The organism is Mesorhizobium sp. WSM4810, from assembly GCF_055811235.1.
The window spans coordinates 1-24825 of record NZ_JBVVQV010000030.1; the positions used below are offsets into that span (position 1 = coordinate 1).

The window sequence follows — 24825 nt, forward strand, 5'->3', positions numbered from 1 at the left end:
GGCGGCGGGGGCGGGGCTGGTTGAGGGCCTGTCTTCCTGGCCCCCATCTCCGTGTTCAGGCATGAAGCTCAGCCGCCGAACATGCCGAGCAGCTTCTTCTTCAGCCTTGTCGTCCTGCTTTCACCGGCATTCGCCGCCTGCGTTGCGGCCGGGGCGGCATCGGGGGACGACGCGATTGTCGCGGTAGCGACAGGCGCTTCGGCAGCGGCCCTGGCCTCCTCCTCTTCGGCCAGCGAATTGATCCTGGCCGTTTGCTTTTCGGCCAGAGCCTGAGCCCTAGCCGCCTCTTTCGCGGCCTTGGCCGCTTCTATCGCGGCAAGCCTTTGCTCGTCGGCCTTCTGCTTGGCGGCCTTCTCCGCGTCGAGCGCGGCCATCTTGCGGCCCGCCGGAGAATCGATGCGGCCCATGCGCGCAGTCTCGGTCACCGAGCCGTCGGCGTTGAACGACGGCGGATCGATCGGCACGCGTTCGCCACGGGCGCGTTTCTTCGACCACTCGGAAACGATGCTGGCTTCCTTGATCCCGCCGATGGTCGGCTTGGGCGCCGGCACGCTGGCCTTGACCGCGCCGTTGAAAGCCGCCTCGTAGGTGCTCTGGTAGGCATTGAAGGCGCTCTTCAGCGAATCCGGCTGCGTCGTCGCGGGGCAGGCGCCGGTCGGATCGAAGGTCTCGCCGTCAGGCGCGACCTGGTTGAAGACATAGCGCTTCTCGCAGACATCGACCTTCGGCGGCACTTTCGTGATCTCGAAATTGTCGTAGCCGACCTTCAGCATCTTCCAGAATTCGTAGTTCGGATCTTTGCGATAGCGCGCCATGTTGGCGGCGGTCATGCGGAACGGAAAGGCCTGGATCTGGAACTCGGTCTGCCCGCCCTGGAAAGCGTCGCGGCCGAAGGCGTAGATCTGCTCGATCTGCGCGTCGGTCATCGAATAACAGCCCGACGACGAGCAGGCGCCATGGACCATCAGATGGGAACCGGTGCGGCCATTGGCGCGGTCGTAGACGTTGGGATAGCCGATGTTGAAGGCAAGGTGGTAGCTCGACCGCGGATTCATCTGCGCCGGACGGACCGTATAGAAGCCCTCCGGCGCCTGGCGGTCGCCTTCGGTGTATTTGGGGCCCAGCTTGCCCGACCATTTGCAGATGTCGTAGCTGGCGACTAAGTCATAGCGACCGTTGGTCTTGGCCTTCCAGATTTCGAGCTTGCCCTCTTCCTTGAAGATGCGGGCCATCACCGGCGAGGTGCGGGTCATGCCCTTGGCCTTCATGCTGGCCAGGATTTTTTCGGGCAACGGCTTGTTGGCGTGGGGGGCAAAATCCTTCATCGAAGAATCATTGCAGCCAGCGACGCCTATCGCGGCAATCACAAGTGCGGTGCGGGCAAGCTTGGCAAACATGGCTATGTCTTTTCTTTCGGACCGCAGGCATCAGGGCCGACAGGCCCAAGCGTAAGCCCGTTAACCTTGAAAATTCCTTACCGCAGCGCCGGGCCTTACGGCAATCCGATTGAAACGAGCGCAGCGGCATTTTTGTGGCGAAGGTGCTTAATCTCGCCACATTGCGGCGTCGAAACCGTCCGGCGGTCCGTCCGACTGAAATCGGCCGGCCTGAATCCTCTTGTTCGACCACGCCTTTTGCGAAAACCGGTACCCACTTTTTGCTGCGCTGAGCCTCGGTTCGGGATCATAGTCTAGAGGTTTCGCCCCATAGCCAGATATTTCTCGCGGCGCTGCTCACGAAAATCGGTGTTGGCGCCGGAGAATTCCTTCATCGTTTTGGCGATGAGATCGCCGGTGGCGGCAATCACCGTATCCGGGCCACGATGGGCGCCGCCGAGCGGTTCGGGAACGATGGCGTCGATGATCTTGAGCTCCAGCAGATCCTGAGCGGTGATCTTCATGTTGGTCGCCGCATCCTTCGAGCGGGTGGTGTCGCGCCACAGGATCGAGGCGGCGCCCTCCGGCGAGATCACCGAATAGATGGCGTGCTCGAGCATGTAGACGCGGTTGGCGGTGGCGATCGCGATGGCACCGCCCGAGCCGCCTTCGCCGATGACCACCGAGATCGACGGCACCTTCAGGTGAAGACAGGCCGAGGTCGAGCGGGCGATGGCTTCGGCCTGGCCGCGCTCCTCGGCATTGACGCCCGGATAGGCGCCGGCCGTGTCGACCAGCGTCAGCAACGGGATATTGAAGCGGTCGGCGAGTTCCATCAGCCGCACCGCCTTGCGATAGCCCTCCGGCCGCACCGAGCCGAAATTATGCCTCAGCCGGCTGGCCGTGTCCGAGCCCTTTTCCTGGCCGATGATCGCCACCGGCTCGCCGCGGAAGCGGGCGAAGCCGCCGACGATCGCCTGGTCCTCGCCGAAATTGCGGTCGCCGGCAAGCGGCGTGAAATCGTTGAACAGCCCCTTGATGTAGTCGACGCAATGCGGCCTGTCCGGATGGCGCGCCACCTGCACCTTCTGCCACGGGGTCAGTGCCTTATAAGTGTCGCGCAATGCGTCGCGCACGCGTTTCTCGAGCCGGCTTATCTCATCGCCGACATCGACCGCCTCGCCATTCTCGGCGAGCTTCTTCAACTCGAGGATCTTGCCTTCAAGATCGGCGACCGGCTTTTCGAAATCGAGGTAATTGTACATTCTTGAGCGGACCGATAAGCCGGGAGGCAATGACTGACGGAACCTGGGAAATAGGGGCTCCGGGCGGTGGAACGTCGTCCTCACATAGCGATATGACGCCTAGTCGGCAAGCGGATGATGATCGTTGACCAGCCGCATCAGCCGCTCCTCCAGAACATGTGTGTAAATCTGCGTCGTTGAAATATCGGCATGGCCAAGCAACTGCTGCACCGCCCTGAGATCGGCGCCGTTCTGCAGGAGATGGCTGGCAAAAGCATGGCGCATCACATGCGGCGATATTTTCGCCGAGGCGATGCCGGCCCGCGCGGCAAGGCCCTTCAGGTCGCGGGCGAAGACCTGCCTGGAGAGATAGCCGCTGTCGCTTGCCGCCGGAAACAGGAACGGGCTATCCGCCAAAGCCGGCACCGTTGCCCGGGCAGCGAGCCAGGCCCGCATGGCCACGCGCGCCTTTGCCGATAGCGGCACCATGCGTTCCTTGTCACCCTTGCCGCGCACCATGAAGAAACGATCGTCGCGCAACGCCACCGTCACCGGCAGGCCGACCAGTTCGGAAACCCGCAGGCCGGTGGCGTAGAGCACCTCGACCAGCGCATGCAGGCGCAGCGCCGCCAGGCCGTCGCCATCGTTCAGCGAGGCGTCAGCTGCCTCCTGCGCCGCACGGTCGATCAGCCGGCCGGTGTCGGCCTCGCTCATCGTCTTCGGCAGCGGCCGGCCCTTCTTCGGACTGTCCAGGGTGCCGGTCGGGTCGTCGCCGCGCACACCCTCGGCGTAGAGGAACTTGAAGAACTGGCGCATCGCCGACAGCTTGCGTGCCTGCGAGGTGGCGGCAAAACCGCGTGCGGCTATCTCGTCGAGATAGTTGCGGATATCGGCAGCGGCGGCACCAGCGAGCCCGCCGTCGATCTCGGCTGACGCGTCTTCGAGGTCGCGGCGATAGCTGGAAAGCGTATTTTCGGCAGCGCCGCGCTCGGCGCTCATCATTTCCAGAAAGGCTTCGATGCGGGCCGCGCTGTTCATGTCTCTCAGTTCTTCTTGGGAATGAGCTTTTCGGGAGGGATGCGCACGCTCATTTCGGCCTTTCTCGGCTCGACGAACATCGCCAGAGCGAACATCGCGCCATAGACAATGCCGGCCAGAATCGTGAGCGTCACGACAAAGCGGAACAGTGTCGGCATCAATTTTCGCCCGTCTTGTTGTTCTGCGTTTCCAAACCCAGTGCCCTTATGAGACGCCAATCCGGCCAATTCAAGGGCGAAGCGCGGACGACGTGCGGCGGCGCCACGCTTGACGCAATCAGGCTTTTGATGTCGATACGCCGGCAAAGAGGGGTCTAAGCAGGCATTCGTGGGCTAGCCCGAAAATGCCTGCCTGGATTCTTTGGCTTGTCGCAGGTTCTGTCGCAAAACCTGGGATAGCTTTGCGGAACCTGCTTAGAAACATAATGGTGTCATGAACGCGTTGCCAGCCAATCCTCCCGATGAGAGCCATGCCGCGCTGCTCGGCCGGCTGGGCAGCCGTTCCATTGTCTTTGTCGGCCTGATGGGCGCCGGCAAGACGGCGATCGGCCGCAAGGTGGCGGGGATGCTGGGACTGCCTTTCATGGACAGTGATCAGGAAATCGAAAGCGTGTCGCGAATGAGCGTCCCGGAACTGTTCGAACGCTATGGCGAGCCCGAGTTCCGGGCGCTGGAGCAGCGCGTCATCCTGCGCATATTGGAACACGGCCCGCAGGTGCTGTCGACGGGCGGCGGCGCCTTCATGAGCGCGCCGACGCGGGAGGCCATTGCCGGCCATGGCGTGTCGGTATGGCTGAAGGCCGAGATCGACCTGTTGATGGACCGCGTTTCCAAGAAGCAGAACCGGCCGCTCCTGAAAAGCGCCGATCCCCGTGCCGTGATCGCGCGGTTGATGGCCGAGCGCTATCCGGTCTACGCAACCGCCGATGTTACCGTGCCGACCCGCGACGATCGCAAGGAGGTCATCGCCGCCGAGGTGGTGAACGCGCTTTGCGGGTATTTCGGCGTGGCAGCCGCGACAGGCGAGGTGCGCTCGTGAAAAGCAACGCGACAGTCACCGTCGAAGTCGGGCTCGGCGATCGCGCCTATGACATATTGATCGGCTCCGGCCTGCTGTTGCGCGCCGGCACCGAGATTTCGCGCCGCCTGCCCGGCACGCGCGCCGCGGTGGTCACCGACGTCAATGTCGCCGCCGCCCACCTCGAGACGTTGAAGGCCGGCCTCGAAAAGGGCGGCATCCAGCCTGCGGTCATTACTTTGCCGGCGGGAGAAAAGACCAAGAGTTTCGCGCATCTCGAAGAGGTGGTGGACGGCGTGCTCGCCGCGAGACTGGAACGCGGCGACGTCGTCGTCGCTCTCGGTGGCGGTGTCATCGGCGATCTGGCCGGCTTCGCCGCCGGCATCGTGCGCCGCGGCATGAATTTTGTGCAGATCCCGACTTCGCTGCTGGCGCAGGTCGACTCTTCCGTCGGCGGCAAGACCGGCATCAACAGTGCGCGCGGCAAGAACCTCGTCGGCGTTTTCCATCAGCCGAAACTGGTGCTGGCCGACACCGAAGTGCTCGACACGCTGTCGATCCGGGAATTCCGGGCGGGTTATGCCGAACTCGCCAAGTACGGGCTCATCGATCGCCCCGACTTCTTCGCGTGGCTGGAGGAAAACTGGGGCAAGGTGTTCGCCGGCGGCCCGCAGCGGACCGAGGCCATCGCCGAGGCCTGCCGCGCCAAGGCCGATGTCGTCGGCCGCGACGAGTTCGAGACCGGCGACCGCGCGCTGCTCAATCTCGGCCACACGTTCGGCCACGCGCTCGAGGCCGCCACCCGATATGACAGCGCCCGTCTCGTCCACGGCGAGGGCGTCGCCATCGGCATGGCGCTGGCCTATCGCTTTTCGTCACGCCTCAACCTGGCAAGTCCCGACGATGCGGCGCGCGTCGAGGCGCATCTTCGCGCCGTTGGCCTGCCCTGGCGCATGGCCGATATTCCGGGTGAATTGCCTGACGCCGAGGCGCTGCTTGCCTTTATCGCCCAGGACAAGAAGGTGTCGCGCGGCGCGCTGACCTTCATCCTGACGCGCGGCATCGGCCAGGCCTTCATCGCCAAGGATGTGCCGGCGTCGGAAGTGCTGTCGTTTCTGAGGGAGAACCATCCGGGTCAGCAGAACAGCCGCCCGGGTCGGCCGGGAGGCCGACCGGGTCAGCCGAGAGGCCGACCGGGATGAGCGAGGCCGGCTGGATTGTCGCTGCTGTCCTTGCCGGGCTCGGCCTGCTCGCCTTTGCCTTTCGCGCGCGCCTGCTCGCCGCCTTCGGCTATGAATTGCAGCGCATCGAGCCGCAGCATTCGAACCATGATGAATCGCGGGGCGCCGTCGACGATTTTCGTCGCGACGGACAGGTGGTGCGCGAGGATCGCGCCCGCATCGGTCGCCTGTCCGATCTCGATGAGCTCGAAGTGTCCGATGTCATGGTCCATCGCACCAACATGCGCTCGGTCAATGCCGACAATCCGCCGGAAGCGGTGGTGCGCGAGATCCTGCAGAGCCCGCATACCCGCATGCCCTTGTGGAAGGGCTCGCTCGACAACATCGTCGGCGTGCTGCACGCCAAGGACCTGCTGCGCGCGTTGAACGATGTCGGCAACGACTTTTCCAAGATCGATGTGATGAAGATCGCTTCAAAACCGTGGTTCGTGCCCGATACCACGACGCTGCAGGAACAGCTCAACGCCTTCCTGCGGCGCAAGGCGCATTTCGCTATCGTCGTCGACGAGTATGGCGAGGTCGAGGGGCTGGTGACGCTGGAGGACATCATCGAGGAGATCGTCGGCGAGATCGCCGACGAGCACGATATCGACATGCAGGGCGTCAAGCAGGAAGCCGACGGCTCCGTCGTCGTCGACGGCACTGTGTCGATCCGCGACCTGAACCGCGCGCTCGACTGGGACCTGCCGGACGAAGAAGCCACCACCATTGCCGGTCTCGTCATCCACGAGACGCAATTGATCCCGGACGAGAAGCAGGCTTTCACCTTTCACGGCAAGCGCTTCGTCGTCATGAAGCGCGACAAGAACCGGATTGCAAGGCTGAGGATCAGGCCGGCCGGCGAGATTTAGTTCTAATAGGTTCTTTCGCGGCTAATCAATCCTGGACGTTCGCCGCGCCGGCGTGCACTTTCGACCGGGCTGTCTGGAGGTGACGGTGATCGATCGGCGAACCCTGCTTTTGATGACGATGGCTTTGTCGACGGCCAGCGCTTCGGCGGCATCGCGCCGGCTTTCGCCATCTCCGCAAACTGTCGACTACGGTCCGGCCAGGCTCGACATCTACGCGCGCGCCGGCGCCAGCTCCCTGCCTGTGATCGTTTTCATCCATGGCGGTGCCTGGCGAGCCGGCAATCGCACCAACGTCGACGTCAAGCCGGACTTCCTGCTCGACAATGGCTTCTGCTTCGTCTCGATCGACTACCGGATGCTGCCTGAGGCTGATGTCTCCACCCAGGCCAACGATGTCGAGCAGGCCTATCGCTACGTGCGCGCCAACATCGCCAGATACGGCGGCGATCCGAACCGGATTGCGGTGATGGGCCATTCGGCCGGCAGCCATCTCGCCGCACTGACCGGGCTGCGCGGCGGTCTGCCCGGCGTCGCGGCGCTGGTTCTGAACGATACCAGGGCTTATGACCTGGAGGCGCTTGCGAGGAGCGGCAGCATGACACGGGCCTATGCGAAGGCCTTTCCCGACCCGGCGCAGTGGCGAACGCTGTCGCCTGCCACCCATGTCGGGAGCCGCAAACATCCGGCGACCTTCATCGGCTATTCGCGCGCAGCGGGTCGTGCGGCAGCCTCACGGGCCTTCGCCGAGCGCCTGCGGGCGACTGGAACGGAGGTGACACTGTTCGATGGCAGCGCCTATTCGCACGTGTCGATCAATCGGAATTTCGGCGACGAAGGCGACGCGTTGACCGGTGCGGTGATGATTTTCCTGAAGGCAGCGCTCGGCTGAGGTCTACCACCTGGTCTTTTCGTCCGGCGCGGCCGGCTCGATCGCCAGCGCATGGACACCAGCCTTCAATTCGTCGGCCAGCAATGCGTTGACCGCGCGGTGGCGCTCGATGCGACTCATGCCGGCAAAGGCTGAGGAGACGATGCGGACGCGAAAATGCGTCTCACCGGTGCCGTCATAGGTGCCGTGATGGTCGGAGTCCTGATGGTGATGGCCGGCATGGAGATGGCTTTCGTTGATGATGACCAGCCGCTCCGGCGAGAACGCCTTCTTCAACTTGCCTTCCATCGTCGACTGTATGGACATTCTTACTTCCCTTCACCACATATGGCGGGTGCAACCCCCGAAAATCGGCGGCCTTTGCGCGTCTGGAAGGACGCGCGGCGCCGCCGTCGCGACAAAATTCGCCGATCGCCCGCTTTATGCCGCGATTCAGCGGTTAGGGCGATCATCGCGAAAATGTCAATTCTTGTTTCGCACCGGCGAACAGCCCATAAATGGGTGAGATGAAACCGTACCCCAAATATTTCGAGAAAATTCGCATCCGCCCTGAGAAGGATGCGGAGCTGAAGTCTCGTTCGCCGATCTGCCAGTGGGACGGTTGCAAGGAGGCCGGCACCCATCGCGCGCCGGTCGGGCGCATGAAGGAGGGCGAGTATTTTCAGTTCTGCTTCGATCATGTGCGCGAGTACAACAAGGGCTTCAATTATTTCTCCGGTGTCCCCGATACCGAGATCGCCCGCTTCCAGAAGGAAGCGATGACCGGCCACCGGCCGACATGGAAGATGGGCGTCAACGGCGCCTCGACGCGCTCCTCGCCCGATTTCGCCCAGCAGCGTTCCGGCCGCGCCGGCTACTACAACCGCATGCGCGATCCGTTCGACCTGTTCAAAGGCCCGAAGGACCCGCGCGAGGCGCGTGAGCGCAAGGCCAAGCCGCTTGAGGCCAAGGCGCTGGAAACGCTTGGCCTTGATACAAAGGCGACTGGCAAGGATATCAAGGCGCGTTATAAGGAACTGGTGAAACGCCACCATCCGGATGCGAATGGCGGCGACAGAGGTTCGGAAGACCGGTTCCGCGATGTGCTCCAGGCCTATCGCGTGCTCAAGCAGGCAGGATTGTGCTGAGCGACCTTACGGTCCGTGTCGTTTTCCAACTTTCATAAGGTTGGAAAAGGCTCTAAGACCGCCCCCGGACAAAATCGATTGCCGGCGAAATCAGGCGCTTCGCCCGTGGAGACGTTGATAAAGATGAACAAGGTCGATCGCGACATCGCCAACCTGCCCGACACCACCGTGCCGGTGAAGGAGAAATTCGGCTTCGAGTCCAAAATGGTGGTGCCGGCCTATTCCGTGACGAGCGAGCATGTGCCCGACATCGATCCCGACTATCTGTTCGACAAGAACACGACGATGGCGATCCTCGCCGGCTTTGCCTACAACCGCCGCGTCATGGTGTCGGGCTATCACGGCACCGGCAAGTCGACACATATCGAGCAGGTCGCCGCCCGCCTCAACTGGCCCATGGTGCGCGTCAATCTCGACAGTCATGTCAGCCGCATCGACCTCGTCGGCAAGGACGCGATCGTCGTCAAGGAAGGGCTGCAGATCACGGAATTCCGCGACGGCATCCTGCCCTGGGCCTACCAGCACAATGTCGCGCTGTGCTTCGACGAGTACGATGCCGGCCGCCCGGACGTGATGTTCGTCATCCAGCGCGTGCTGGAATCGTCCGGCCGGCTGACGCTGCTCGACCAGAGCCGGGTCATCCGCCCGCATCCGGCGTTCCGGCTGTTCTCGACCGCCAACACCGTCGGTCTCGGCGATACCACCGGCCTCTATCACGGCACCCAGCAGATCAATCAGGCGCAGATGGACCGCTGGTCGATCGTCACCACGCTGAACTATCTGCCGCACGACAATGAGGTGAACATCGTGCTGGCCAAGGCCAAGCACTATCGCGATGCCAAGGGCAAGGAGATCGTCAGCAAGATGGTGCGTGTCGCCGACATGACGCGTTCGGCCTTCATCAATGGCGACCTGTCGACCGTCATGAGCCCGCGCACGGTCATCACCTGGGCTGAGAATGCCGAGATCTTCGGCGATATCGGCATGGCGTTCAGGCTGACCTTCCTCAACAAGTGCGACGAGCTGGAACGCTCGCTCGTGGCCGAGTTCTACCAGCGCGCCTTCGGCCAGGATTTGCCGGAGAGCGCCGCCAACGTAGTTCTGGGCTAAGCATGGCTCTGAAAAGTCGCAACGCTTTTCGGACAAGGTCGTGCGCTACAGCGCCGCGCGCCAAATTGGACGCGCGACGGACGCTGTAGAACTTTGATTTCGCGCATGATCCTTTCCGAAAATCGTTTCCGATTTTCGGGGTCATGCGTCGGGGAATGATCGATGGCGGGTCCGGGCGACAACACGCGTAACAAGTCGAAGACGGGGTCTGAAGCCGACAGCTTCAAGCGCGCCGTCACCGTCTGCATGCGCGCGATTGCCGGCGACAAGGACCTCGAGGTCGGTTTCGCCAAGGATCGGCCGGCGCTCGCCGGCAGCCGCGCCCGGTTGCCTGAACTGCCGAAGAAAGCCTCGAAGGCCGACATCGCCATCACCCGAGGGCTCGGCGATTCCATGGCGCTGAAGCGCGCCTGCCACGACACGCGCATCCACACCAGGCTGGCGCCGGAGGGCAAACAGGCCCGCGCCATCTACGATGCGGTCGAGCAGGCCCGCGTCGAAGCGATCGGCTCGCGCGCCATGCAGGGTGTGGCCAACAATATCGGCTCGATGCTCGAGGACAAATACGCCAGGGCCAACCTCATCGATGTCAAGGACAAGGCCGATGCGCCGATCGAGGAAGCGCTGGCCCTGATGGTGCGCGAAAAGCTGACCGGCCGCGCCGTGCCGAAGAGCGGCGAGCGGCTGGTCGACCTCTGGCGCCCTTGGGTCGAGGAGAAGGCAAGTGCCGATCTCGACGGACTGTCGGCAAAGCTCGACGACCAGCAGGCCTTCGCCCGTGTCGTGCGCGAGATGCTGGCTTCCATGGAAATGGCCGAGGAACTCGGTGACGACCAGGAGACCGAAGACTCCGAAGACAACGATGAAAACCAGCCGCAAGGCGAGGACCAGAGCGAGGAGGGCGGCGAAGACGATTCCGGCTCCCAGCAGTCGCAGTCGGACGATACCGAGGCGTCGTCCGACGACGAGCAATCGGCCGAGATGGAGGCATCCGATGCTACCGCCGACGACCTGTCCGACGATGACGACGCCGATGCCGAGACGCCCGGCGAGGCGCGCCGCAACGACAATCCCTTCACCAATCTGTCGAAGGACATCGATTATAAGGTCTTCACCACCGCCTTCGACGAGACGGTGGGTGCGGAGGATCTGTGCGAAGAGGAAGAGCTGGATCGGCTGCGCGCCTTCCTCGACAAGCAGCTTGCCAACCTGTCCGGCGTCGTCGGCCGGCTGGCCAACCGGCTGCAGCGCCGCCTGATGGCGCAGCAGAACCGGTCCTGGGATTTCGATCTCGAAGAGGGTTATCTCGATCCGGCGCGGCTGGTGCGCGTCGTCATCGACCCGATGCAGCCGCTGTCCTTCAAGCAGGAGCGCGACACCAAATTCCGCGACACGGTGGTGACGCTGGTGCTCGACAATTCGGGCTCGATGCGCGGCCGGCCGATCACCGTCGCCGCCACCTGCGCCGACATTCTGGCGCGCACGCTGGAACGCTGCGGCGTCTCGGTCGAGATCCTCGGCTTCACCACCCGCGCCTGGAAGGGCGGGCAGGCACGCGAGAAATGGCTGAAGGAAGGCAAGCCGCCAAATCCTGGGCGGCTCAACGATCTGCGCCACATCATCTACAAATCCGCCGACCATCCATGGCGGCGGGCGCGGCGCAATCTCGGCCTGATGATGCGCGAGGGCCTGCTCAAGGAAAACATCGACGGTGAGGCGCTGCTGTGGGCGCACAACCGCCTGATCGCCCGGCCGGAGCAGCGCAAGATCCTGATGATGATCTCGGACGGCGCGCCGGTCGACGATTCGACGCTGTCGGTCAATCCGGGCAACTATCTCGAACGGCATCTTCGGGCCGTCATCGAACTGATCGAGACGCGCTCGCCGGTCGAGCTCCTGGCCATCGGCATTGGCCACGACGTTACCCGCTACTATCGCCGCGCCGTCACCATCGTCGATGCCGAGGAACTGGCGGGCGCCATGACCGAGCAACTGGCCTCGCTGTTTGGCGAGGAAAGCATGCGCGACACGCGACGCGGCGGCATGCGGCGCGCCGGATGATTGTTTCGCGGGGCGGCTTTCGGCAGACGCTTTTCGCCGCCACAGCCCTGTTCGTTGCCGGCATCGCCTTGCCGCCTCCCATCGCTGCCGGCACCGCTTCGGTCGAGCCGATCGAAATCTCGGCACGGCTGATAGACCGGTTTCATATCGGCGGTGACGAAAAGCGGTTCGGCCCGCTCGAATTCGTCGGCGGGCTGGAAATGACCTCGCCGTCACGCGATTTCGGCGCGCTGTCGGCGTTTCGTTTCCGCAAGCCCGGCAGTGATTTCATCGGCGTCGCCGACACCGGTTTCTGGTTCTTCGGCACCATCACCCATGATGCCGACAAGCGCCCATCCGGCATCCGGAATTTCCGTATGCAGCAGATGGCCGACGAGGCGGGCCAGCTGATCGCCGAGAAATGGGAGGTCGACACCGAAGGCCTTGCGCTCAAGAACGGCATTGCCACAGTCGGCTTCGAGCACGATCACCGCATTGCACAGTTCAAGATCGAACCGGGCGACATGAAGCCGCCGTTCAGGCAGCTCGACTTCCTGATTCCAGCCTGGGAGCTTCGCCGCAATCGCGGCTTTGAGACCGTCACCCACGCCAATCCTGACGGCCAGCACCAAGGCGGGCTGGTCGTGGTCTCGGAAAAGAGCCTCGACAAGGCAGGCAACATCTATGCGGCCGTTATCGAAGGGCCGCACAAGGGCGTCTTCACTGTCAAGCGCAACGGCAATTTCGACATTGCCGACGGCGCCTTCCTGCCGGACGGCGACCTCTTGCTTTTGGAGCGCAGCTTTTCGATGGCCGGCGGCGTCAAGATGCGGCTGCGGCGCATCTATGGCGAAAGCGTTGAGAAGGGCGCGGTTGCCGACGGGCCGATGCTGATGGAAGCCGACATGGGCTACCAGATCGACAATATGGAAGGGCTCGACGTCTGGACCCGCGACGACGGCGCGCTGATGGTGTCGCTGGTCTCGGACGACAACCACTCGATGCTACAGCGTAATCTGTATCTGGAATTTGTGCTGCACGAGGATTGAGAGGCGGTCGGCAAAGGACGGCCGATAACAAGCTACAGCTTGGCGCCGGTTGCAGCAGGCCGGGGTCCGTTGGTCGCGATCCAGATGATTTGGCGTGCGCCGCGCTTGCCATTGGCTCGCACCTTGGCCTCCTCGACCGCGAAGCCCGCCTGCTTGAGCCGGCGGGTAAAACCGCTGTCGGGTCCCTGCGACCAGACCGCCAGCACGCCGCCGGGCTTGAGCGCTGCTCTCGCGCTGATCAGCCCGGCTATACTGTAAAGAGCATCGTTGGCCCTGTGGACGATCCCTTCCGGCCCATTGTCGACGTCGAGCAGGATGGCATCCCAAGCCGAGGCTTCCGATCGTATGATCTGCCCGACATCCGCCTCGCGAATGGTCACGCGCGGATCGTCGAGACAGCCGCCGAACAGCGAGGCCATCGGGCCGCGCGCCCACGCCACCACGGCGGGCACCAATTCGGCGACAACGATACCGGCAGCGGCGCCAAGCTCGGCGAGCGCGGCGCGCAGCGTGAAACCCATGCCCAGCCCGCCGATCAGGATTTTCGGCTGCCTGCGGCCGGCAATCCTTTGGCAGGACAGCCTCGCAAGCGCTTCCTCAGAACCGCTGAGGCGACTGTTCATCAGCTCGTTCGAGCCGAGCATGATCGAGAATTCGGCGCCGCGTTGTTTCAGGCGGAGCTCATGGTCGCCGTCAGGCGCTTTCGCGGTATCGAGTTGGACCCATGGGATCATGCTTGAGAACCTGTGAGCATGATCTTTTCCGAAAACCGGTTCCCACTTTCAGGGATCATGCTCTATGCCGCCAGTGCCGGCTGGCTCCAGCGGGCGGCAAGCAGCCGGTAGGGGATCAGCGCCACCACGGCGATGATCAGCTTCACGCCGAGGTCGCCGAGCGCCCATGACACCCAGCGCATGGCCTCGACCGGCAGCACGCCGATCAGCGGCGCGGTTTCGAGCGCAAAGCCATCGTTCGGGCCAGCGAAGGCGAAAGCCGCCGAAAAGGCGACCGTGAAGAACACGGCGGTGTCGAACACCGAGCCGACCAGCGTGCCGACGATCGGCGCCCGCCACCAGCTCTGCCGGCGCAACCGGTTGAACACGGTCACGTCGAGCAGCTGCGCGATCAGGAACGCGGTGCCGGAAGCCGCCGCAATGCGCACCAGCCGGTCGGCGGCCGTTTCGAATTCGATCAGGCCGTAGCGGAACAGCAAGGGCGGGATGACGACCGAGCAGATCACTGCCGCCGTGAAGCCGACAAACACGATCCGGCGCGCCACAGCCGGGCCGTAGCGGCGATTGGCAAGGTCGGTGACCAGGAAGGAGAACGGGTAGGTGAAGGCGCCCCAGGTCAGAATGTCGGCCAGCGACAGGCCGCCGACTGCACCCTGCAGCGGGAACTGCACGAGGACGTTCGACGCCACCACGACAAGCGCCATGGCCGCAACAAAGGGCAGATATCGGGAGAAAAAGCTCATTTTTTTATCCTGGGTAATGGAACCAGCGGGGTGTCATGCCGAGTTCGGACGACACTCCATTGCTGTTTGGCCATCGGATTTCTCCGAAAACCGCTTCGCACTTTTCGGTCCGATGCCGAAGGCGGCTGCCTGAAAAATTAAGCGGCCGGCTGTTCGGCGAGCTTCTTGGCGATCTGCTTCTTCAGCAGCCGCGCGCGCTGCGACAGCTCCTTGGCGTCGGCCTTGGCCAGGAACGCATCAAGGCCGCCGCGATGCTCGACCGAACGCAGCGCGTTGGCCGAAATGCGCAGGCGCACATTCTGGTTCAGCGCTTCCGAGATCAGCGTCACATTGACGAGATTGGGCAGGAAGCGACGCTTGCTCTTGTTATTGGCGTGGCTCACATTGTTGCCGGACATGACTGCCTTGGCAGTGAGTTCGCAGGTGCGGGACATGGTTCTAAACCTTCAGTTCTCGGTCTGGCCAAACATTCAACCCGCGCCGGGTGGCGCGCGGTTTCGGTCAGGCGGCCTTATGGAAAAAGTTGGCGTTCCATAGTTGCATTTCGGCGATGCGTCAAGCTCCGGCTTGCGCCCGGGTGTGACGACGTCTTTCACATAAAGGCCGAAATTCAGTCTATAAGCGGTCGCACAAGGAGATGCCAGGCTGGAGTTGCGCGCTTCTGCTGAAATCGAGGATCGATCCCGCCATGCTTCGTTCGTCTCATGCTCTCCTTGCATCGCTCGCCGTGGCGCTGCCGACGGCAATTTCTGCCGCCACGCAACAATCCTTCAAGGGCGAGTATACGGTTTCGGTCCACGGCTTCTCGGTCGCCAAGGCAAGCTTTTCCAGCAGTTACGAAGGCGATACCTATTCGATCGAAGGCAGCGTCTCCAGCGCCGGCCTCGCCACAATATTCGACGACACGCGTGGCACGGTCTCGTCGAAGGGCAAGATTTTGGGCAAGCAATTGCAGCCGCAGGCGTTCCGCGCCGACTACAAATCGGGCGACAAGGCATCGATGATCGATATCCAGTTCGCCAACGGCACTGTTACCGCGACCAAGGTCGTGCCTGCGCCGAAGAAGCGCAATTCCAAGAAATGGATACCGCTGGCCGCCAGCCATCTCGCCTCGGTGCTCGATCCGATGGCCGCCACCGTCATCCATGCCGATAGTCTCGACAAGGTCTGCGGGCGCACGGTGAAGCTCTATGACGGCGAGATGCGCGCCGATCTCAGGCTGACCTACGAGTCGAAAGGCTCGACGTCGGTGCGCGGCTACGAGGGCGATACCGTCACTTGCCGGCTGGATTTTGAGCCGGTGGCGGGTTATCGCAAGAACCGCAAATCCCTGGATTACCTGAGGAAGCGCAGCCGCATCATGGTGACGTTTGCACCGGTCGGCCAAACCGGCGTATATGCGCCGATCCACGCCACGGTCGGCACGAAAATCGGCACCCTCACCGTCAGCGCGGAGCGGTTCGAAGCGACAGAATAGGCGCGATCGCGCGCCGCCGGAGACGGACATGGGGCGCGCAACACTGATCGGCTTCTCGGCGGTCGCCATGTGGGCGCTGCTGGCGCTGCTCACGGACGCTTCCGGCGCGGTGCCGCCATTCCTGCTCTCGGCGATCACCTTCACGATCGGCACTGGCGTCGGGCTCGTCGCGCGGCTGTTCATGCCGGCCACCGCCGGGAGCGAGAAGATACCGCCGCAAGTTTGGCTGATCGGCATTGCCGGCCTGTTCGGCTATCACTTCTTCTATTTCACTGCGCTGCGCAACGCGCCGGCGGTGGAGGCGAGCCTCATCGCCTATCTGTGGCCGCTGCTGATCGTGCTCGGATCGGCGCTGATGCCGGGCGAGCGGCTGGCCTGGAACCATGTCGCCGGCGCACTGCTTGGCCTTGCCGGCACTTTTCTGATCGTCACCAAGGGCGGCGGGCTTGCCTTCGACGCGCGCTATGCATTCGGCTATGCGATGGCCGGCGTCTGCGCCGTGCTGTGGTCCTCCTATTCGCTGTTGTCGCGCCGCTTTCCGTCGGTGCCGACCAGCATCGTCACCTGGTTCTGTGCGGCCACGGCAGCGCTTTCGCTTGTCTGCCATCTGATGCTGGAAGAAACGGTGCTGCCTGTCGGCGCCGGCCAATGGCTGGCCGTGCTCGGCCTCGGGCTAATGCCGGTGGGCGCTGCCTTCTATGCCTGGGATATCGGCGTCAAGCGCGGCAACATCCAGGTGCTGGGCGCGGCAAGCTATGCCGCGCCGCTGATGTCGACGCTGGTGCTGATATCAGCCGGTTTCGCCGAACCGTCCCTGCGCATCCTCGCCGCCTGCGTGCTGATCACCGGCGGCGCAGCGCTTGCGGCGAAATCGCTGTTCTTGCGCAAGAGGGCTGCGAGCGAGGCAGGGGCGTGATGCCGTTTCCCGGCGGCATCGACGCCGACGCCAATGCGACGCTGCTGTTTTCGCTGGCCGCCGCGGTGATCTACGCCTTCACCATCGACATGCCGCCGAAGCTTGCGCGTTCCGCGGTCAAGACGCTGGCGGTGGCAATGCTCGCCGTGCTGGCGTCGCTGCAGGGCGGTCCGTGGCTGCTCATCGCTGCGCTGGCGCTCAGTGCTATCGGCGATGCGTTGCTGTCGCGCGACGGTGAAAAGGTTTTTGTCGGCGGGCTGGCCAGTTTTCTCGTGGCGCATGGGCTTTACATCGCGCTGTTCCTGCGCTCCGGCGAGGGGGTCCGGCTGCTCTCGGCCGAGCCGTGGCGCGCGGCGATTGCCGGGGCAATGGCCGTGTTCGCGCTCACCATGCATTTTGCGCTCTGGCGTCGTGTCGGCCCCGCCCTGCGCCTTCCGATCAGCGTCTATATCGCGACAATTTTTTTCATGGGCATTTCGGCTCTCACTCTGAGCAATCTCTGGGTCGTCGGCGGCGCCGTGCTGTTCATGGCGTCCGACGGGCTGCTCGCCGCGGAAAAGTTCCTGCTGACCGCTATCTCGCCGCACCGTATCTGGATGCGCCACGCGGTCTGGATGCTGTATTATGCCGCCCAGCTGGCGATCACGATGGGCTTCCTGCTGGATTAGGACTCCAGCCCGGTTCGGCCAGCTCGAAGGCGGCGAAATCGAAGCCCGGCGCCACGGTGCAGCCGGCCAGCGTCCACTCGCCCAAGCTGCGCGCCGACTGCCACCAGCCTGCCGGCACAACGATCTGCGGCCGCTCGCCCGCCGCCAGTGCCGTGCCGAGCACCTGCTCGATCACCGGCCCGTTTTCCCGATGCATCGACAGTGCCAACGGGGCGCCGGCATAGAAATGCCAGACCTCGGCGGCGTCCTTGACGCGGTGCCAGGCCGACACTTGCTCCTGCTCCAAAAGGAAATAGATCGCGGTCGAATGGCCGCGAGCGCCTTCCGCGCCATCGCGAAAGGTCTCGGCATACCAGCCGCCTTCCGGATGCGGTTTCAGGCCGAGCGCCGCGATGATTTCGGCGGAACTGGTCATTATTTCCAGCACATCATGGATGCCAGACCATCAACGGTGCTCAGAAATTATCCTTGCGCTTGCGAATTTCGGCGAACACTTCGGCGTCGGAGGCGTTCTCCATGCCGAGATGCTTTCGGATTGCCGGATCGTGCCAGCGTAGGAACGGATTGGTCGACAGCTCCTCGCCGATGGTGGTCGGCAGCGTCGGCTTGCCGTCGGCGCGCAGCGCCTCGATTTTCGCAGCGCGCTCCTTCAACGCCGAATTGGTCGGGTCGACGGTCAGCGCGAAGCGGGCGTTGGAAAGCGTGTATTCATGGCCGCAATAGACGACCGTCTCGGCCGGAAGCGCCGCGAGCTTCTTCAACGAATCGTACATCACCGGCGGCTTGCACTCGAACAGCCGGCCGCAGCCGAGCGCGAACAGCGTGTCGGCGGTAAACGCCACTTTCGACGCCGGCAGATGATAGGAGACATGGCCCGCCGTGTGGCCGGGCGTGGCGATCACGTCGATCCTCTCCTCGCCGAGGTGGATAACCGAACCCTGCTCGACGGTTTCGTCGATGCCGGGAATCTTGGCCCGTTCCGCCTCCGGTCCGACGATGCGCAGCTTGAACCGTTCCTTTAACGCCAGATTGGCCTCGACATGGTCGACATGGTGATGCGTGGTCAGGATCATCGTCGGCGTCCAGCCGGTGCGCTCGATCGCGGCCAGGATCGGCGCCTCCTCGGGCGCGTCGATGATCGCGGTCTGGCCGCTTTTCGGGTCATGCACCAGCACACCGAAATTGTCGCTGCGGCACATGAATTGTTCGATTTCAACCGGCATCGCATCTCTCCACTGGAGCGGTTCATCGTTTCACGGAAGCGCCGAACCGCTCTATCTCTTTGTTTTGCGCAATTCCGGACGGAAAACCGTTTCACACTTTTCCTGGAATTGCTCTAGAGCGCCGCGCGTCCAGTTGGACGCACAAAGGACGCTTCTGACACTTTTCACCTGCTGCATCGTGTCTTCCGAAATCGAAACCGATTTCTTGCCGATGCAGCAGTCGCCGCAGACATAGGGCGCTTGCCCGCGAATGTCATCCGTCTTTGTAGAACTGGGCGCCTTTGTTGAACTTGGACAGCATCGAAGATAGCGTGCCGCGCATGCATTCCGATATCGTCGACCTTCGCTCCTTTTATTCGACCACGCTCGGGCGATTGGCCGAACGCTCGATCACCATGGCGTTGTCCTCGATATGGGCTGTCGTGCCCAATGAGCGGCTGGTCGGCCTCGGCTACACCTTGCCGTGGCTGGAGCGGTTCGGCACCGATGCCGAACGTGTCTTTGCCTTCATGCCGGCAACGCAAGGCGCGGTGGTCTGGCCGGCCACCGGGCCGACCGCGACCGCGCTGGTCTTCGATGAGGAATTGCCGTTGGTCGATGCCTCCATCGACCGCATGCTGCTCGTCCATTCACTCGAACATGCCGAGAACCCGCGCGAGACGCTGAACGAAATCTGGCGGGTGCTGTCGCCCGCCGGCCGCGTCGTCATCGTCGTGCCCAACCGGCGCGGTGTCTGGGCCCGTTTCGAGCATACGCCGTTCGGCAGCGGCCGGCCTTTCTCGCGCGGCCAACTCACCGAATTGCTGCGCGAAGCGAATTTCACGCCCGCGGCCTGGTCCGACGCACTGTTCTTCCCGCCATCGCGGCGACGCTTCATGATGCGGTTCCACAATGTGCTGGAGCGCGCCGGCCGCAGGTTCTGGCCGATCTTTTCCGGCGTCATCGTCGTCGAGGCGCAGAAGCGGCTCTATCAGGGTGTGCCGGTCGTCCAGCGCGCCTCTCGCCGCGTCTTCGTGCCGGTTTTCTCGCCGCATGGGGCCACAAGGCTCGGCCGGATATCGCCGACCGGGAACGCGCCGTCGCCGGGCCGTCGATGACGTTTTCGTGATCGGAATCGCGCTTTTTCCCACCTATCTGTCGTGGGCGGGTTTGCTACCCGATTGAGTCGACTTGTTCACCGGTTTCAGCACCGCTTGCGAAGGGTCTTCATCAATGGCCGATCATCCGGATTTCGAGGCCAGCGCCAAGCCGATTGCCGCGTCGGTCGAAGCCAGCAGCCTGCGCGACCAACTGGCGACAATCAGGCTGGCGCTGGCGAAGTCGCCGATCCGCAAACAACTGCTCTGGGCTTGCCTCGGCATCGTCGCCGTCATTGTGGCAACCTCGATCGGGCAGGTTCTGCTCAATCGTTGGAACGAGCCCTTTTATGACGCGCTGGCTCGGCGCGATATGCAGGGTTTCCTGCACCAGCTTCTGGTGTTTGCCGCCATCGCCGGCGGGCTTGTGGTGCTCAATGTCGGCCAGACCTGGCTCGACCAGACGATCCGGCTGAAGCTGCGTGAGGCGTTGACCCTCGATCTGATCGGTGAATGGATGCGGCCGGCGCGGGCTTTCCGGCTCGCCAACGCCGGCGCCATCGGCGTCAACCCCGACCAGCGCCTGCAGCAGGATGCCGGGCATCTCTCCGATCTTTCTACAGGTCTCGGCATAGGGCTATTGCAGTCGTTCATTCTGCTTGTTTCGTTCGTCGGCGTCCTATGGTCGCTGTCTTCCGGCTTCGTCTTCCATGTCGGCGGCTATTCGCTGGCGATTCCGGGCTACATGGTGTGGGCCGCAATCCTCTATGCCGGCACCGCCTCCTGGCTGAGCTGGCTGGTCGGACGGCCGCTCATCCGCTTCAACAGCGACCGCTATACGCGCGAGGCGGAGCTGCGCTCCTCGGTGGTCCGCGTCAACGAGAATGTCGATGCCATCGCGCTTGCGCACGGCGAGGCCGACGCGCGACGGCGGCTTGAGCTCGACCTCGGCACGGTGCTGGGCGCGATACGGCGCATCTACAGCGCCCAGATCAATCTTTCCTGGGTGACCGACACCTATGGCTGGATCACTGTCGTCGCGCCGATCCTCGTCGCCGCGCCGGTCTATTTCGCCGGTGACATCAGCTTCGGCGGGCTGATGATGGCTGTCGGCGCCTTCAACCAGGTGCATTCCTCGTTGCGCTGGTTCATCAACAATATCGGCGGCATCGCCGATTGGCGCGCCACGCTGATGCGCGTCGCCGATTTCCGCATCGCGCTTGCCGAAACGGATGTGCTCCACCATAGCGAGAGGCGCATCGAGTTCGGCGAAAATCCGGACGGCAGGCTGACATTCGACAAGCTCGAAATTGCGTCGCGGGATGGATGCACCAAGCTCGCCGAGCCCCATGTCGAGATCCGCGCCGGCGAGCGCGTCATGATCACCGGAGATCCGCGCGCCGGCAAGACGCTGTTCTTCCGCGCCATTGCCGGTCTGTGGCCGTGGGGAAGCGGGCGGATCGGCATGCCGGCCGGAGAGGTGCCGGCCTTCGTTCCCCGAAAACCCTATTTCCCGCTCGGCACGCTGCGCGAGGTGCTCGACCACGCCGATGCCGCGGTCAGCGACGCCGAGATCTCGGCGGTGCTTGCCGAGGTCGGTCTCGGGCGGCTGTCATCCTCGCTCGACCGGCCGGCGCGCTGGGAGCGCGAATTGAGCGATGACGAGCAGCGCCTGCTTGCCTTTGCCCGGCTGGTCTTGCGGCAGCCGAAATGGGTGATCATCGATGAGGCTTTGGACACGTTCGACGGCGCGACGCTGCGGCGGGTGCTGTCGATGCTGGAGGCGCGTCTTGCCGACGCCGCGATCCTCAATATCGGCCGTGGCCAGCAGAATATTGAATTCTTCCCGCGCTCATTGGCGATCGTGAAAGATTTCGAGCGACCGGCTCTCAAGCCAGTCCGCGTCAGGGCCGGCGCGATCGAACCACCCCCGGCCGTCGCCAAAGCCCACCAACAGGCATAGCCGGCCGTAAGCTTTATTTTGCCGTGATCGCGGCGAAAGATTGCCGGCATCGTTCGGAAGCCTGCGGCGTTGGATTCATGCGACACGCTTTGAGTCTTTGCTTCGATGCTTGTCGTTACCCCAAAACCGCTGCGCGCTTTTGGGCGACCTGCGTCTGCCTGCTTGCCTGCCTTGCCCGTGCCCAGGCAGCACCTTTGGCCGCGCCTGCCGACACCATTGCCGTGGACGTCGAACTGGTGCTGGCGGTCGACATCTCGCACTCGATGGACGAAAAGGAATTCGCCCTGCAGCGCGCCGGCTATGTCAAGGCGCTGCGCCACCCCGACTTCATCAATGCGGTGCGTTCGGGCGTGAACGGCCGCATTGCGCTGGCCTATTTCGAATGGGCAGGCACCGTCCGCGACGACGCCGTCATTGCCTGGCAGGTCATCGACGATGCCGAGAGCGCCGAGGTATTCGCCGGCAAGATCGAGGCGCGCCCGTTCAGGAGCTTTCGCGGCACCTCGATTTCCAGTGCGCTCGCCTTCGGCGCCAAGCTTTTGGATGGAGCCGCCTTCGACGCGACGCGCAGCGTCATCGACATCTCAGGCGATGGCCCCAACAATATCGGGATGCCCGTCGCCACGACACGCGACGCCGCGATAGCAAAGGGCATCGTCATCAATGGCCTGCCGATCCTGATGAGCCCGTCGCCCAGCTTCAGCCATCTCGACCAATACTATGCCGAGTGCGTCACTGGCGGGCCAGGCTCCTTCGTGCTGCCGGTCTATGCCGCTTCGGAATTCGTGACCGCCATACGCCGCAAGCTGGTCCTCGAGGTCAGCGGTGTTACCGATCCTAATGCCGGTCCCGGGGCCGATCCCGGGTCCGTCCCGGTCGACGCGGCAGCACCGGTCGACTGTTTGCAAGGCGAGCGCGGTCGGCGGTTTTTCTCCGATCCGTATTTTCCGGAACTTGATCGTTAGACCTCGACGAACGGCGATCAGTCCCAGATGTCTCCGGACTCGGGCCGGCTGGCCGAAGCGACGGGTCGCCGTTATCGCTTCAGCAGGAACACCGCCTGCTGGCCAAAGAAATTCCAGAACCACCATGGCATCGACAGGCCGATTTTCTGGCCATTGGCGTCGAGCGCGGTTGCCTTTTCCACCGTTGCGCCGAGCTCTTCGCAGAGATTGACGAAGTCGCGGATGGTGCAGAAATGGATGTTGGGCGTGTCGTACCAGGAATAGGGCAGGTCCTTGGTCACCGGCATCCGCCCTTCGACGAACAGCGAAAGGCGAACCCGCCAGTGGCCGAAATTGGGGAAGGAGACGATGGCGTGGTTGCCGATCCTGAGCAACTCGTCGAGCACCAGCTTCGGGTTGCGGGTCGCCTGCAAGGTCTGCGACAGGACGACGAAATCAAAACCCTTGTCGGGATAGAATTTGAGGTCCTTGTCGGCGTCGCCCTGGATGACGGACAGGCCGCGTGCCACGCATTCGTTGACGCCGCGCTGCGACAGTTCCATCCCACGGCCGTCGACCTGCTTCGTTGCCTGCAGCAATTCGAGCAGCAGGCCATCACCGGAGCCGACGTCCAGCACCCGCGACTGCGGCGGGATGAGATCGGCGACGACTTCGAGGTCGACGCGCTGGGCGTGGTTGACACTCATGATCGTGCCTCTTGACTGGCGCATGACCTTGATCCGAAAAGTCTGCAACTTTTCGGGGCCATGCGCTGATGCCTGGCGCAAGATGCCGGTTCGAACAGGCTGTAATCTTTGGGGGTCATGCGCTGAGCCCCCTGGCGCGGGCCGCCGACGCGATGAAGCCGTTGATGGCGGCGAACAGCTCCGGCTCGTCGAGCAGGAAGGCGTCGTGGCCGCGATCGGTCTCGATCTCGACGAAGGACACCGAGGCGCCGGCCGCGTTCAGCGCGTGAACGACCGAGCGGCTCTCCTCGGTCGGGAACAGCCAGTCGCTGGTGAAGGAGACCAGGCAGAAACGGGTCCTGGTGCCGGCAAAGGCGTCGGCCAGCCGGCCGCCATGATCGGCGGCGAGGTCGAAATAGTCCATCGCCCGGGTCATGTAGAGATAGGAGTTGGCGTCGAAGCGGTCTACGAAGGTCATGCCCTGATGGCGCAGATAGCTCTCAATCTGGAAGTCGGCGTCGAAACCGAAGGTGAGCGCTTCACGGTCCTGCAGGTTGCGGCCAAACTTCCGGTGCAGGGCCGCCTCCGACAGATAGGTGATGTGAGCGGCCATCCGCGCCACAGCCAGTCCCTTTTCCGGGCGCTTGCCCTGCTCGAAATACTTGCCGCCATGCCAGTCGGGATCGGCCATCACCGCTTGCCGGCCGACCTCATGGAAGGCGATGTTCTGCGAGGAATGGCGCGCGCCGGTGGCGATCGGCAGCGCTGAGAAAACGCGCTCCGGATAGCTCGACGCCCATTGCAGCACCTGCATGCCGCCCATCGAGCCGCCGAGCACCGAGAACAGTTTTTCGATGCCGAAATGGTCGACCAGCATCAACTGCGCCCGCACCATGTCGCGGATGGTGATGATCGGCAGGTCGAGCCCGTACGGCTTGCCGGTGGCGGGATTGGTCGAGGCGGGGCCGGTCGAGCCGAGGCAGCCGCCGATGACGTTCGAGCAAATGACGAAGAAGCGGCTGGTGTCGATGATCTTGCCGGGGCCGATCAGCACTTCCCACCAGCCCGGCTTGCCGGTCACTGGATTGGTGCTGGCGACATGCTGGTCGCCGGTCAGTGCATGGCAGACGAGGATGGCGTTGGAGCGGGCGTCGTTGAGCGTGCCGTAGGTCTTGTAGGCGATCTGGAACGGCGACAGCAGCGTGCCGGCATCGAGCTTGAGCGGCTTGTCGGCGCCGAACCGCAACACCGGGCTCGACGGCTCGTCGGCCTCGTTGTTGGTTCTTTTCGTGCGCAGCGCGACCATCGCATCCTCTTACATTAACCCATCGTGTTTTCCGAAAGTCGATTAAGATTTTCGGGTCGATGCGACTGTCCGGCCGGCTGCGGACAACAAAAAAACCGGCATTGCCT

At 63.4% G+C, this 24825-nt stretch carries 26 protein-coding genes; 14 read left to right on the plus strand and 12 right to left on the minus strand.

Annotated features, from left to right (window positions below):
* Window positions 1–68: 68 nt before the first annotated feature.
* The 4 genes from AC0L3O_RS29690 to AC0L3O_RS29705 all read right to left on the minus strand — a co-directional run bounded on the left by AC0L3O_RS29690 (window position 69) and on the right by AC0L3O_RS29705 (window position 3816).
* Window positions 69–1397, minus strand: a complete 1329-nt coding sequence (locus AC0L3O_RS29690; protein ID WP_287066287.1) for a L,D-transpeptidase family protein — start codon at window positions 1395–1397, stop codon at window positions 69–71.
* A 293-nt stretch (window positions 1398–1690) separates the two neighbouring features.
* Window positions 1691–2641: an acetyl-CoA carboxylase carboxyltransferase subunit alpha gene (locus tag AC0L3O_RS29695; protein ID WP_473617407.1), complete on the minus strand. Its 951-nt coding sequence runs from the start codon at window positions 2639–2641 to the stop codon at window positions 1691–1693.
* 99 nt (window positions 2642–2740) lie between these two features.
* Window positions 2741–3658, minus strand: coding sequence for a site-specific tyrosine recombinase XerD (locus tag AC0L3O_RS29700; protein ID WP_473536190.1), 918 nt, complete (start codon window positions 3656–3658; stop codon window positions 2741–2743).
* A gap of 5 nt (window positions 3659–3663) precedes the next feature.
* On the minus strand, window positions 3664–3816 hold the full coding sequence (locus tag AC0L3O_RS29705; protein WP_091593135.1) for a histidine kinase: 153 nt from the start codon (window positions 3814–3816) through the stop codon (window positions 3664–3666).
* Window positions 3817–4090: 274 nt separating this feature from the next.
* Between AC0L3O_RS29705 and AC0L3O_RS29710 the strand changes: the two genes are divergently transcribed.
* From AC0L3O_RS29710 to AC0L3O_RS29725, 4 genes are all read left to right on the plus strand, one after another.
* Window positions 4091–4696: a shikimate kinase gene (locus AC0L3O_RS29710; RefSeq protein ID WP_473536191.1), complete on the plus strand. Its 606-nt coding sequence runs from the start codon at window positions 4091–4093 to the stop codon at window positions 4694–4696.
* Window positions 4693–5877 (plus strand): 3-dehydroquinate synthase, encoded by a 1185-nt coding sequence (gene aroB / locus AC0L3O_RS29715; protein ID WP_473536192.1) that lies wholly within the window; start codon window positions 4693–4695, stop codon window positions 5875–5877. Before AC0L3O_RS29710 ends, aroB begins: the two co-directional genes overlap by 4 nt.
* Window positions 5874–6767 (plus strand): HlyC/CorC family transporter, encoded by an 894-nt coding sequence (locus AC0L3O_RS29720; protein ID WP_027153417.1) that lies wholly within the window; start codon window positions 5874–5876, stop codon window positions 6765–6767. Before aroB ends, AC0L3O_RS29720 begins: the two co-directional genes overlap by 4 nt.
* An 85-nt stretch (window positions 6768–6852) precedes the next feature.
* Complete coding sequence (locus tag AC0L3O_RS29725) at window positions 6853–7656, plus strand: alpha/beta hydrolase (RefSeq protein ID WP_473617408.1); 804 nt, start codon at window positions 6853–6855, stop codon at window positions 7654–7656.
* A 3-nt stretch (window positions 7657–7659) separates the two neighbouring features.
* On the opposite strand, the gene AC0L3O_RS29730 is transcribed toward AC0L3O_RS29725, so the two are convergent.
* Entirely contained in the window at window positions 7660–7962 is a 303-nt protein-coding gene (locus AC0L3O_RS29730) for a BolA family protein (RefSeq protein ID WP_077372975.1), read from the minus strand.
* Window positions 7963–8153: 191 nt separating this feature from the next.
* On the opposite strand from AC0L3O_RS29730, the gene AC0L3O_RS29735 reads away from it, so the two are divergent.
* From AC0L3O_RS29735 to AC0L3O_RS29750, 4 genes are all read left to right on the plus strand, one after another.
* Entirely contained in the window at window positions 8154–8783 is a 630-nt protein-coding gene (locus AC0L3O_RS29735; RefSeq protein ID WP_036262308.1) for a J domain-containing protein, read from the plus strand.
* 123 nt (window positions 8784–8906) lie between these two features.
* Window positions 8907–9893, plus strand: a complete 987-nt coding sequence (gene cobS, locus AC0L3O_RS29740) for a cobaltochelatase subunit CobS (protein WP_128246076.1) — start codon at window positions 8907–8909, stop codon at window positions 9891–9893.
* 162 nt (window positions 9894–10055) lie between these two features.
* Window positions 10056–11954 carry a cobaltochelatase subunit CobT gene (gene cobT / locus AC0L3O_RS29745; RefSeq protein WP_473536195.1) on the plus strand — a complete coding sequence of 633 codons (1899 nt, stop codon included), beginning with the start codon at window positions 10056–10058 and terminating at the stop codon, window positions 11952–11954.
* Window positions 11951–12982 (plus strand): esterase-like activity of phytase family protein, encoded by a 1032-nt coding sequence (locus AC0L3O_RS29750; RefSeq protein ID WP_473617409.1) that lies wholly within the window; start codon window positions 11951–11953, stop codon window positions 12980–12982. Before cobT ends, AC0L3O_RS29750 begins: the two co-directional genes overlap by 4 nt.
* Before the next feature lie 32 nt (window positions 12983–13014).
* On the opposite strand, the gene AC0L3O_RS29755 is transcribed toward AC0L3O_RS29750, so the two are convergent.
* From AC0L3O_RS29755 to rpmB, 3 genes are all read right to left on the minus strand, one after another.
* Window positions 13015–13716, minus strand: coding sequence for a polyamine aminopropyltransferase (locus AC0L3O_RS29755; protein ID WP_287346682.1), 702 nt, complete (start codon window positions 13714–13716; stop codon window positions 13015–13017).
* Between the two features lie 62 nt (window positions 13717–13778).
* Window positions 13779–14459, minus strand: coding sequence for a queuosine precursor transporter (locus AC0L3O_RS29760; RefSeq protein WP_287346683.1), 681 nt, complete (start codon window positions 14457–14459; stop codon window positions 13779–13781).
* Between the two features lie 137 nt (window positions 14460–14596).
* Window positions 14597–14893 carry a 50S ribosomal protein L28 gene (gene rpmB, locus AC0L3O_RS29765; RefSeq protein WP_023797188.1) on the minus strand — a complete coding sequence of 99 codons (297 nt, stop codon included), beginning with the start codon at window positions 14891–14893 and terminating at the stop codon, window positions 14597–14599.
* A gap of 254 nt (window positions 14894–15147) precedes the next feature.
* On the opposite strand from rpmB, the gene AC0L3O_RS29770 reads away from it, so the two are divergent.
* The 3 genes from AC0L3O_RS29770 to AC0L3O_RS29780 are packed head-to-tail and all read left to right on the plus strand — an operon-like array spanning window position 15148 to window position 17520.
* Window positions 15148–15936 carry a DUF3108 domain-containing protein gene (locus tag AC0L3O_RS29770; protein ID WP_027153410.1) on the plus strand — a complete coding sequence of 263 codons (789 nt, stop codon included), beginning with the start codon at window positions 15148–15150 and terminating at the stop codon, window positions 15934–15936.
* A gap of 28 nt (window positions 15937–15964) precedes the next feature.
* Window positions 15965–16852 carry an aromatic amino acid exporter YddG gene (gene yddG, locus AC0L3O_RS29775; RefSeq protein ID WP_287259210.1) on the plus strand — a complete coding sequence of 296 codons (888 nt, stop codon included), beginning with the start codon at window positions 15965–15967 and terminating at the stop codon, window positions 16850–16852.
* Window positions 16852–17520 (plus strand): lysoplasmalogenase family protein, encoded by a 669-nt coding sequence (locus AC0L3O_RS29780; protein ID WP_287259209.1) that lies wholly within the window; start codon window positions 16852–16854, stop codon window positions 17518–17520. The genes yddG and AC0L3O_RS29780 overlap by 1 nt, the downstream gene beginning before the upstream one ends.
* On the opposite strand, the gene AC0L3O_RS29785 is transcribed toward AC0L3O_RS29780, so the two are convergent.
* The gene (locus AC0L3O_RS29785; protein WP_287206519.1) at window positions 17495–17935 is read right to left on the minus strand and encodes a cupin domain-containing protein; all 441 of its coding nucleotides are present in this window, start codon (window positions 17933–17935) and stop codon (window positions 17495–17497) included. The two genes, AC0L3O_RS29780 and AC0L3O_RS29785, sit on opposite strands and share 26 nt — an antisense overlap.
* Window positions 17936–17975: 40 nt before the next feature.
* Window positions 17976–18743 carry a hydroxyacylglutathione hydrolase gene (gene gloB, locus AC0L3O_RS29790; RefSeq protein WP_287259207.1) on the minus strand — a complete coding sequence of 256 codons (768 nt, stop codon included), beginning with the start codon at window positions 18741–18743 and terminating at the stop codon, window positions 17976–17978.
* Between the two features lie 320 nt (window positions 18744–19063).
* On the opposite strand from gloB, the gene AC0L3O_RS29795 reads away from it, so the two are divergent.
* The 3 genes from AC0L3O_RS29795 to AC0L3O_RS29805 all read left to right on the plus strand — a co-directional run bounded on the left by AC0L3O_RS29795 (window position 19064) and on the right by AC0L3O_RS29805 (window position 22747).
* Window positions 19064–19840 carry a class I SAM-dependent methyltransferase gene (locus tag AC0L3O_RS29795; protein ID WP_023797194.1) on the plus strand — a complete coding sequence of 259 codons (777 nt, stop codon included), beginning with the start codon at window positions 19064–19066 and terminating at the stop codon, window positions 19838–19840.
* Between the two features lie 115 nt (window positions 19841–19955).
* The gene (locus AC0L3O_RS29800) at window positions 19956–21782 is read left to right on the plus strand and encodes an ABC transporter ATP-binding protein/permease (RefSeq protein WP_473536197.1); all 1827 of its coding nucleotides are present in this window, start codon (window positions 19956–19958) and stop codon (window positions 21780–21782) included.
* A gap of 194 nt (window positions 21783–21976) precedes the next feature.
* Complete coding sequence (locus AC0L3O_RS29805) at window positions 21977–22747, plus strand: DUF1194 domain-containing protein (RefSeq protein ID WP_473617410.1); 771 nt, start codon at window positions 21977–21979, stop codon at window positions 22745–22747.
* Between the two features lie 71 nt (window positions 22748–22818).
* Here AC0L3O_RS29805 and metW read toward each other — a convergent pair whose 3' ends face one another.
* Together metW and metX are read right to left on the minus strand one after the other, a co-directional pair.
* Window positions 22819–23433, minus strand: a complete 615-nt coding sequence (gene metW / locus AC0L3O_RS29810) for a methionine biosynthesis protein MetW (protein WP_473536238.1) — start codon at window positions 23431–23433, stop codon at window positions 22819–22821.
* A gap of 115 nt (window positions 23434–23548) precedes the next feature.
* Window positions 23549–24718 carry a homoserine O-acetyltransferase MetX gene (gene metX, locus AC0L3O_RS29815; RefSeq protein ID WP_095493438.1) on the minus strand — a complete coding sequence of 390 codons (1170 nt, stop codon included), beginning with the start codon at window positions 24716–24718 and terminating at the stop codon, window positions 23549–23551.
* Window positions 24719–24825: the final 107 nt, after the last annotated feature.

Coding starts and splice junctions, on each gene's coding strand:
- AC0L3O_RS29690 (WP_287066287.1), bottom strand. CDS start 1,397: ATGTTTGCCAAGCTTGCCCGCACCGCACTTGTGATTGCCGCGATAGGC.
- AC0L3O_RS29695 (WP_473617407.1), bottom strand. CDS start 2,641: ATGTACAATTACCTCGATTTCGAAAAGCCGGTCGCCGATCTTGAAGGC.
- AC0L3O_RS29700 (WP_473536190.1), bottom strand. CDS start 3,658: ATGAACAGCGCGGCCCGCATCGAAGCCTTTCTGGAAATGATGAGCGCC.
- AC0L3O_RS29705 (WP_091593135.1), bottom strand. CDS start 3,816: ATGCCGACACTGTTCCGCTTTGTCGTGACGCTCACGATTCTGGCCGGC.
- AC0L3O_RS29710 (WP_473536191.1), top strand. CDS start 4,091: ATGAACGCGTTGCCAGCCAATCCTCCCGATGAGAGCCATGCCGCGCTG.
- AC0L3O_RS29720 (WP_027153417.1), top strand. CDS start 5,874: ATGAGCGAGGCCGGCTGGATTGTCGCTGCTGTCCTTGCCGGGCTCGGC.
- AC0L3O_RS29730 (WP_077372975.1), bottom strand. CDS start 7,962: ATGTCCATACAGTCGACGATGGAAGGCAAGTTGAAGAAGGCGTTCTCG.
- AC0L3O_RS29735 (WP_036262308.1), top strand. CDS start 8,154: ATGGGTGAGATGAAACCGTACCCCAAATATTTCGAGAAAATTCGCATC.
- cobS (WP_128246076.1), top strand. CDS start 8,907: ATGAACAAGGTCGATCGCGACATCGCCAACCTGCCCGACACCACCGTG.
- cobT (WP_473536195.1), top strand. CDS start 10,056: ATGGCGGGTCCGGGCGACAACACGCGTAACAAGTCGAAGACGGGGTCT.
- AC0L3O_RS29750 (WP_473617409.1), top strand. CDS start 11,951: ATGATTGTTTCGCGGGGCGGCTTTCGGCAGACGCTTTTCGCCGCCACA.
- AC0L3O_RS29755 (WP_287346682.1), bottom strand. CDS start 13,716: ATGATCCCATGGGTCCAACTCGATACCGCGAAAGCGCCTGACGGCGAC.
- AC0L3O_RS29760 (WP_287346683.1), bottom strand. CDS start 14,459: ATGAGCTTTTTCTCCCGATATCTGCCCTTTGTTGCGGCCATGGCGCTT.
- rpmB (WP_023797188.1), bottom strand. CDS start 14,893: ATGTCCCGCACCTGCGAACTCACTGCCAAGGCAGTCATGTCCGGCAAC.
- AC0L3O_RS29770 (WP_027153410.1), top strand. CDS start 15,148: ATGCTTCGTTCGTCTCATGCTCTCCTTGCATCGCTCGCCGTGGCGCTG.
- yddG (WP_287259210.1), top strand. CDS start 15,965: ATGGGGCGCGCAACACTGATCGGCTTCTCGGCGGTCGCCATGTGGGCG.
- AC0L3O_RS29780 (WP_287259209.1), top strand. CDS start 16,852: ATGCCGTTTCCCGGCGGCATCGACGCCGACGCCAATGCGACGCTGCTG.
- AC0L3O_RS29785 (WP_287206519.1), bottom strand. CDS start 17,935: ATGACCAGTTCCGCCGAAATCATCGCGGCGCTCGGCCTGAAACCGCAT.
- gloB (WP_287259207.1), bottom strand. CDS start 18,743: ATGCCGGTTGAAATCGAACAATTCATGTGCCGCAGCGACAATTTCGGT.
- AC0L3O_RS29795 (WP_023797194.1), top strand. CDS start 19,064: ATGCATTCCGATATCGTCGACCTTCGCTCCTTTTATTCGACCACGCTC.
- AC0L3O_RS29800 (WP_473536197.1), top strand. CDS start 19,956: ATGGCCGATCATCCGGATTTCGAGGCCAGCGCCAAGCCGATTGCCGCG.
- metW (WP_473536238.1), bottom strand. CDS start 23,433: ATGAGTGTCAACCACGCCCAGCGCGTCGACCTCGAAGTCGTCGCCGAT.
- metX (WP_095493438.1), bottom strand. CDS start 24,718: ATGGTCGCGCTGCGCACGAAAAGAACCAACAACGAGGCCGACGAGCCG.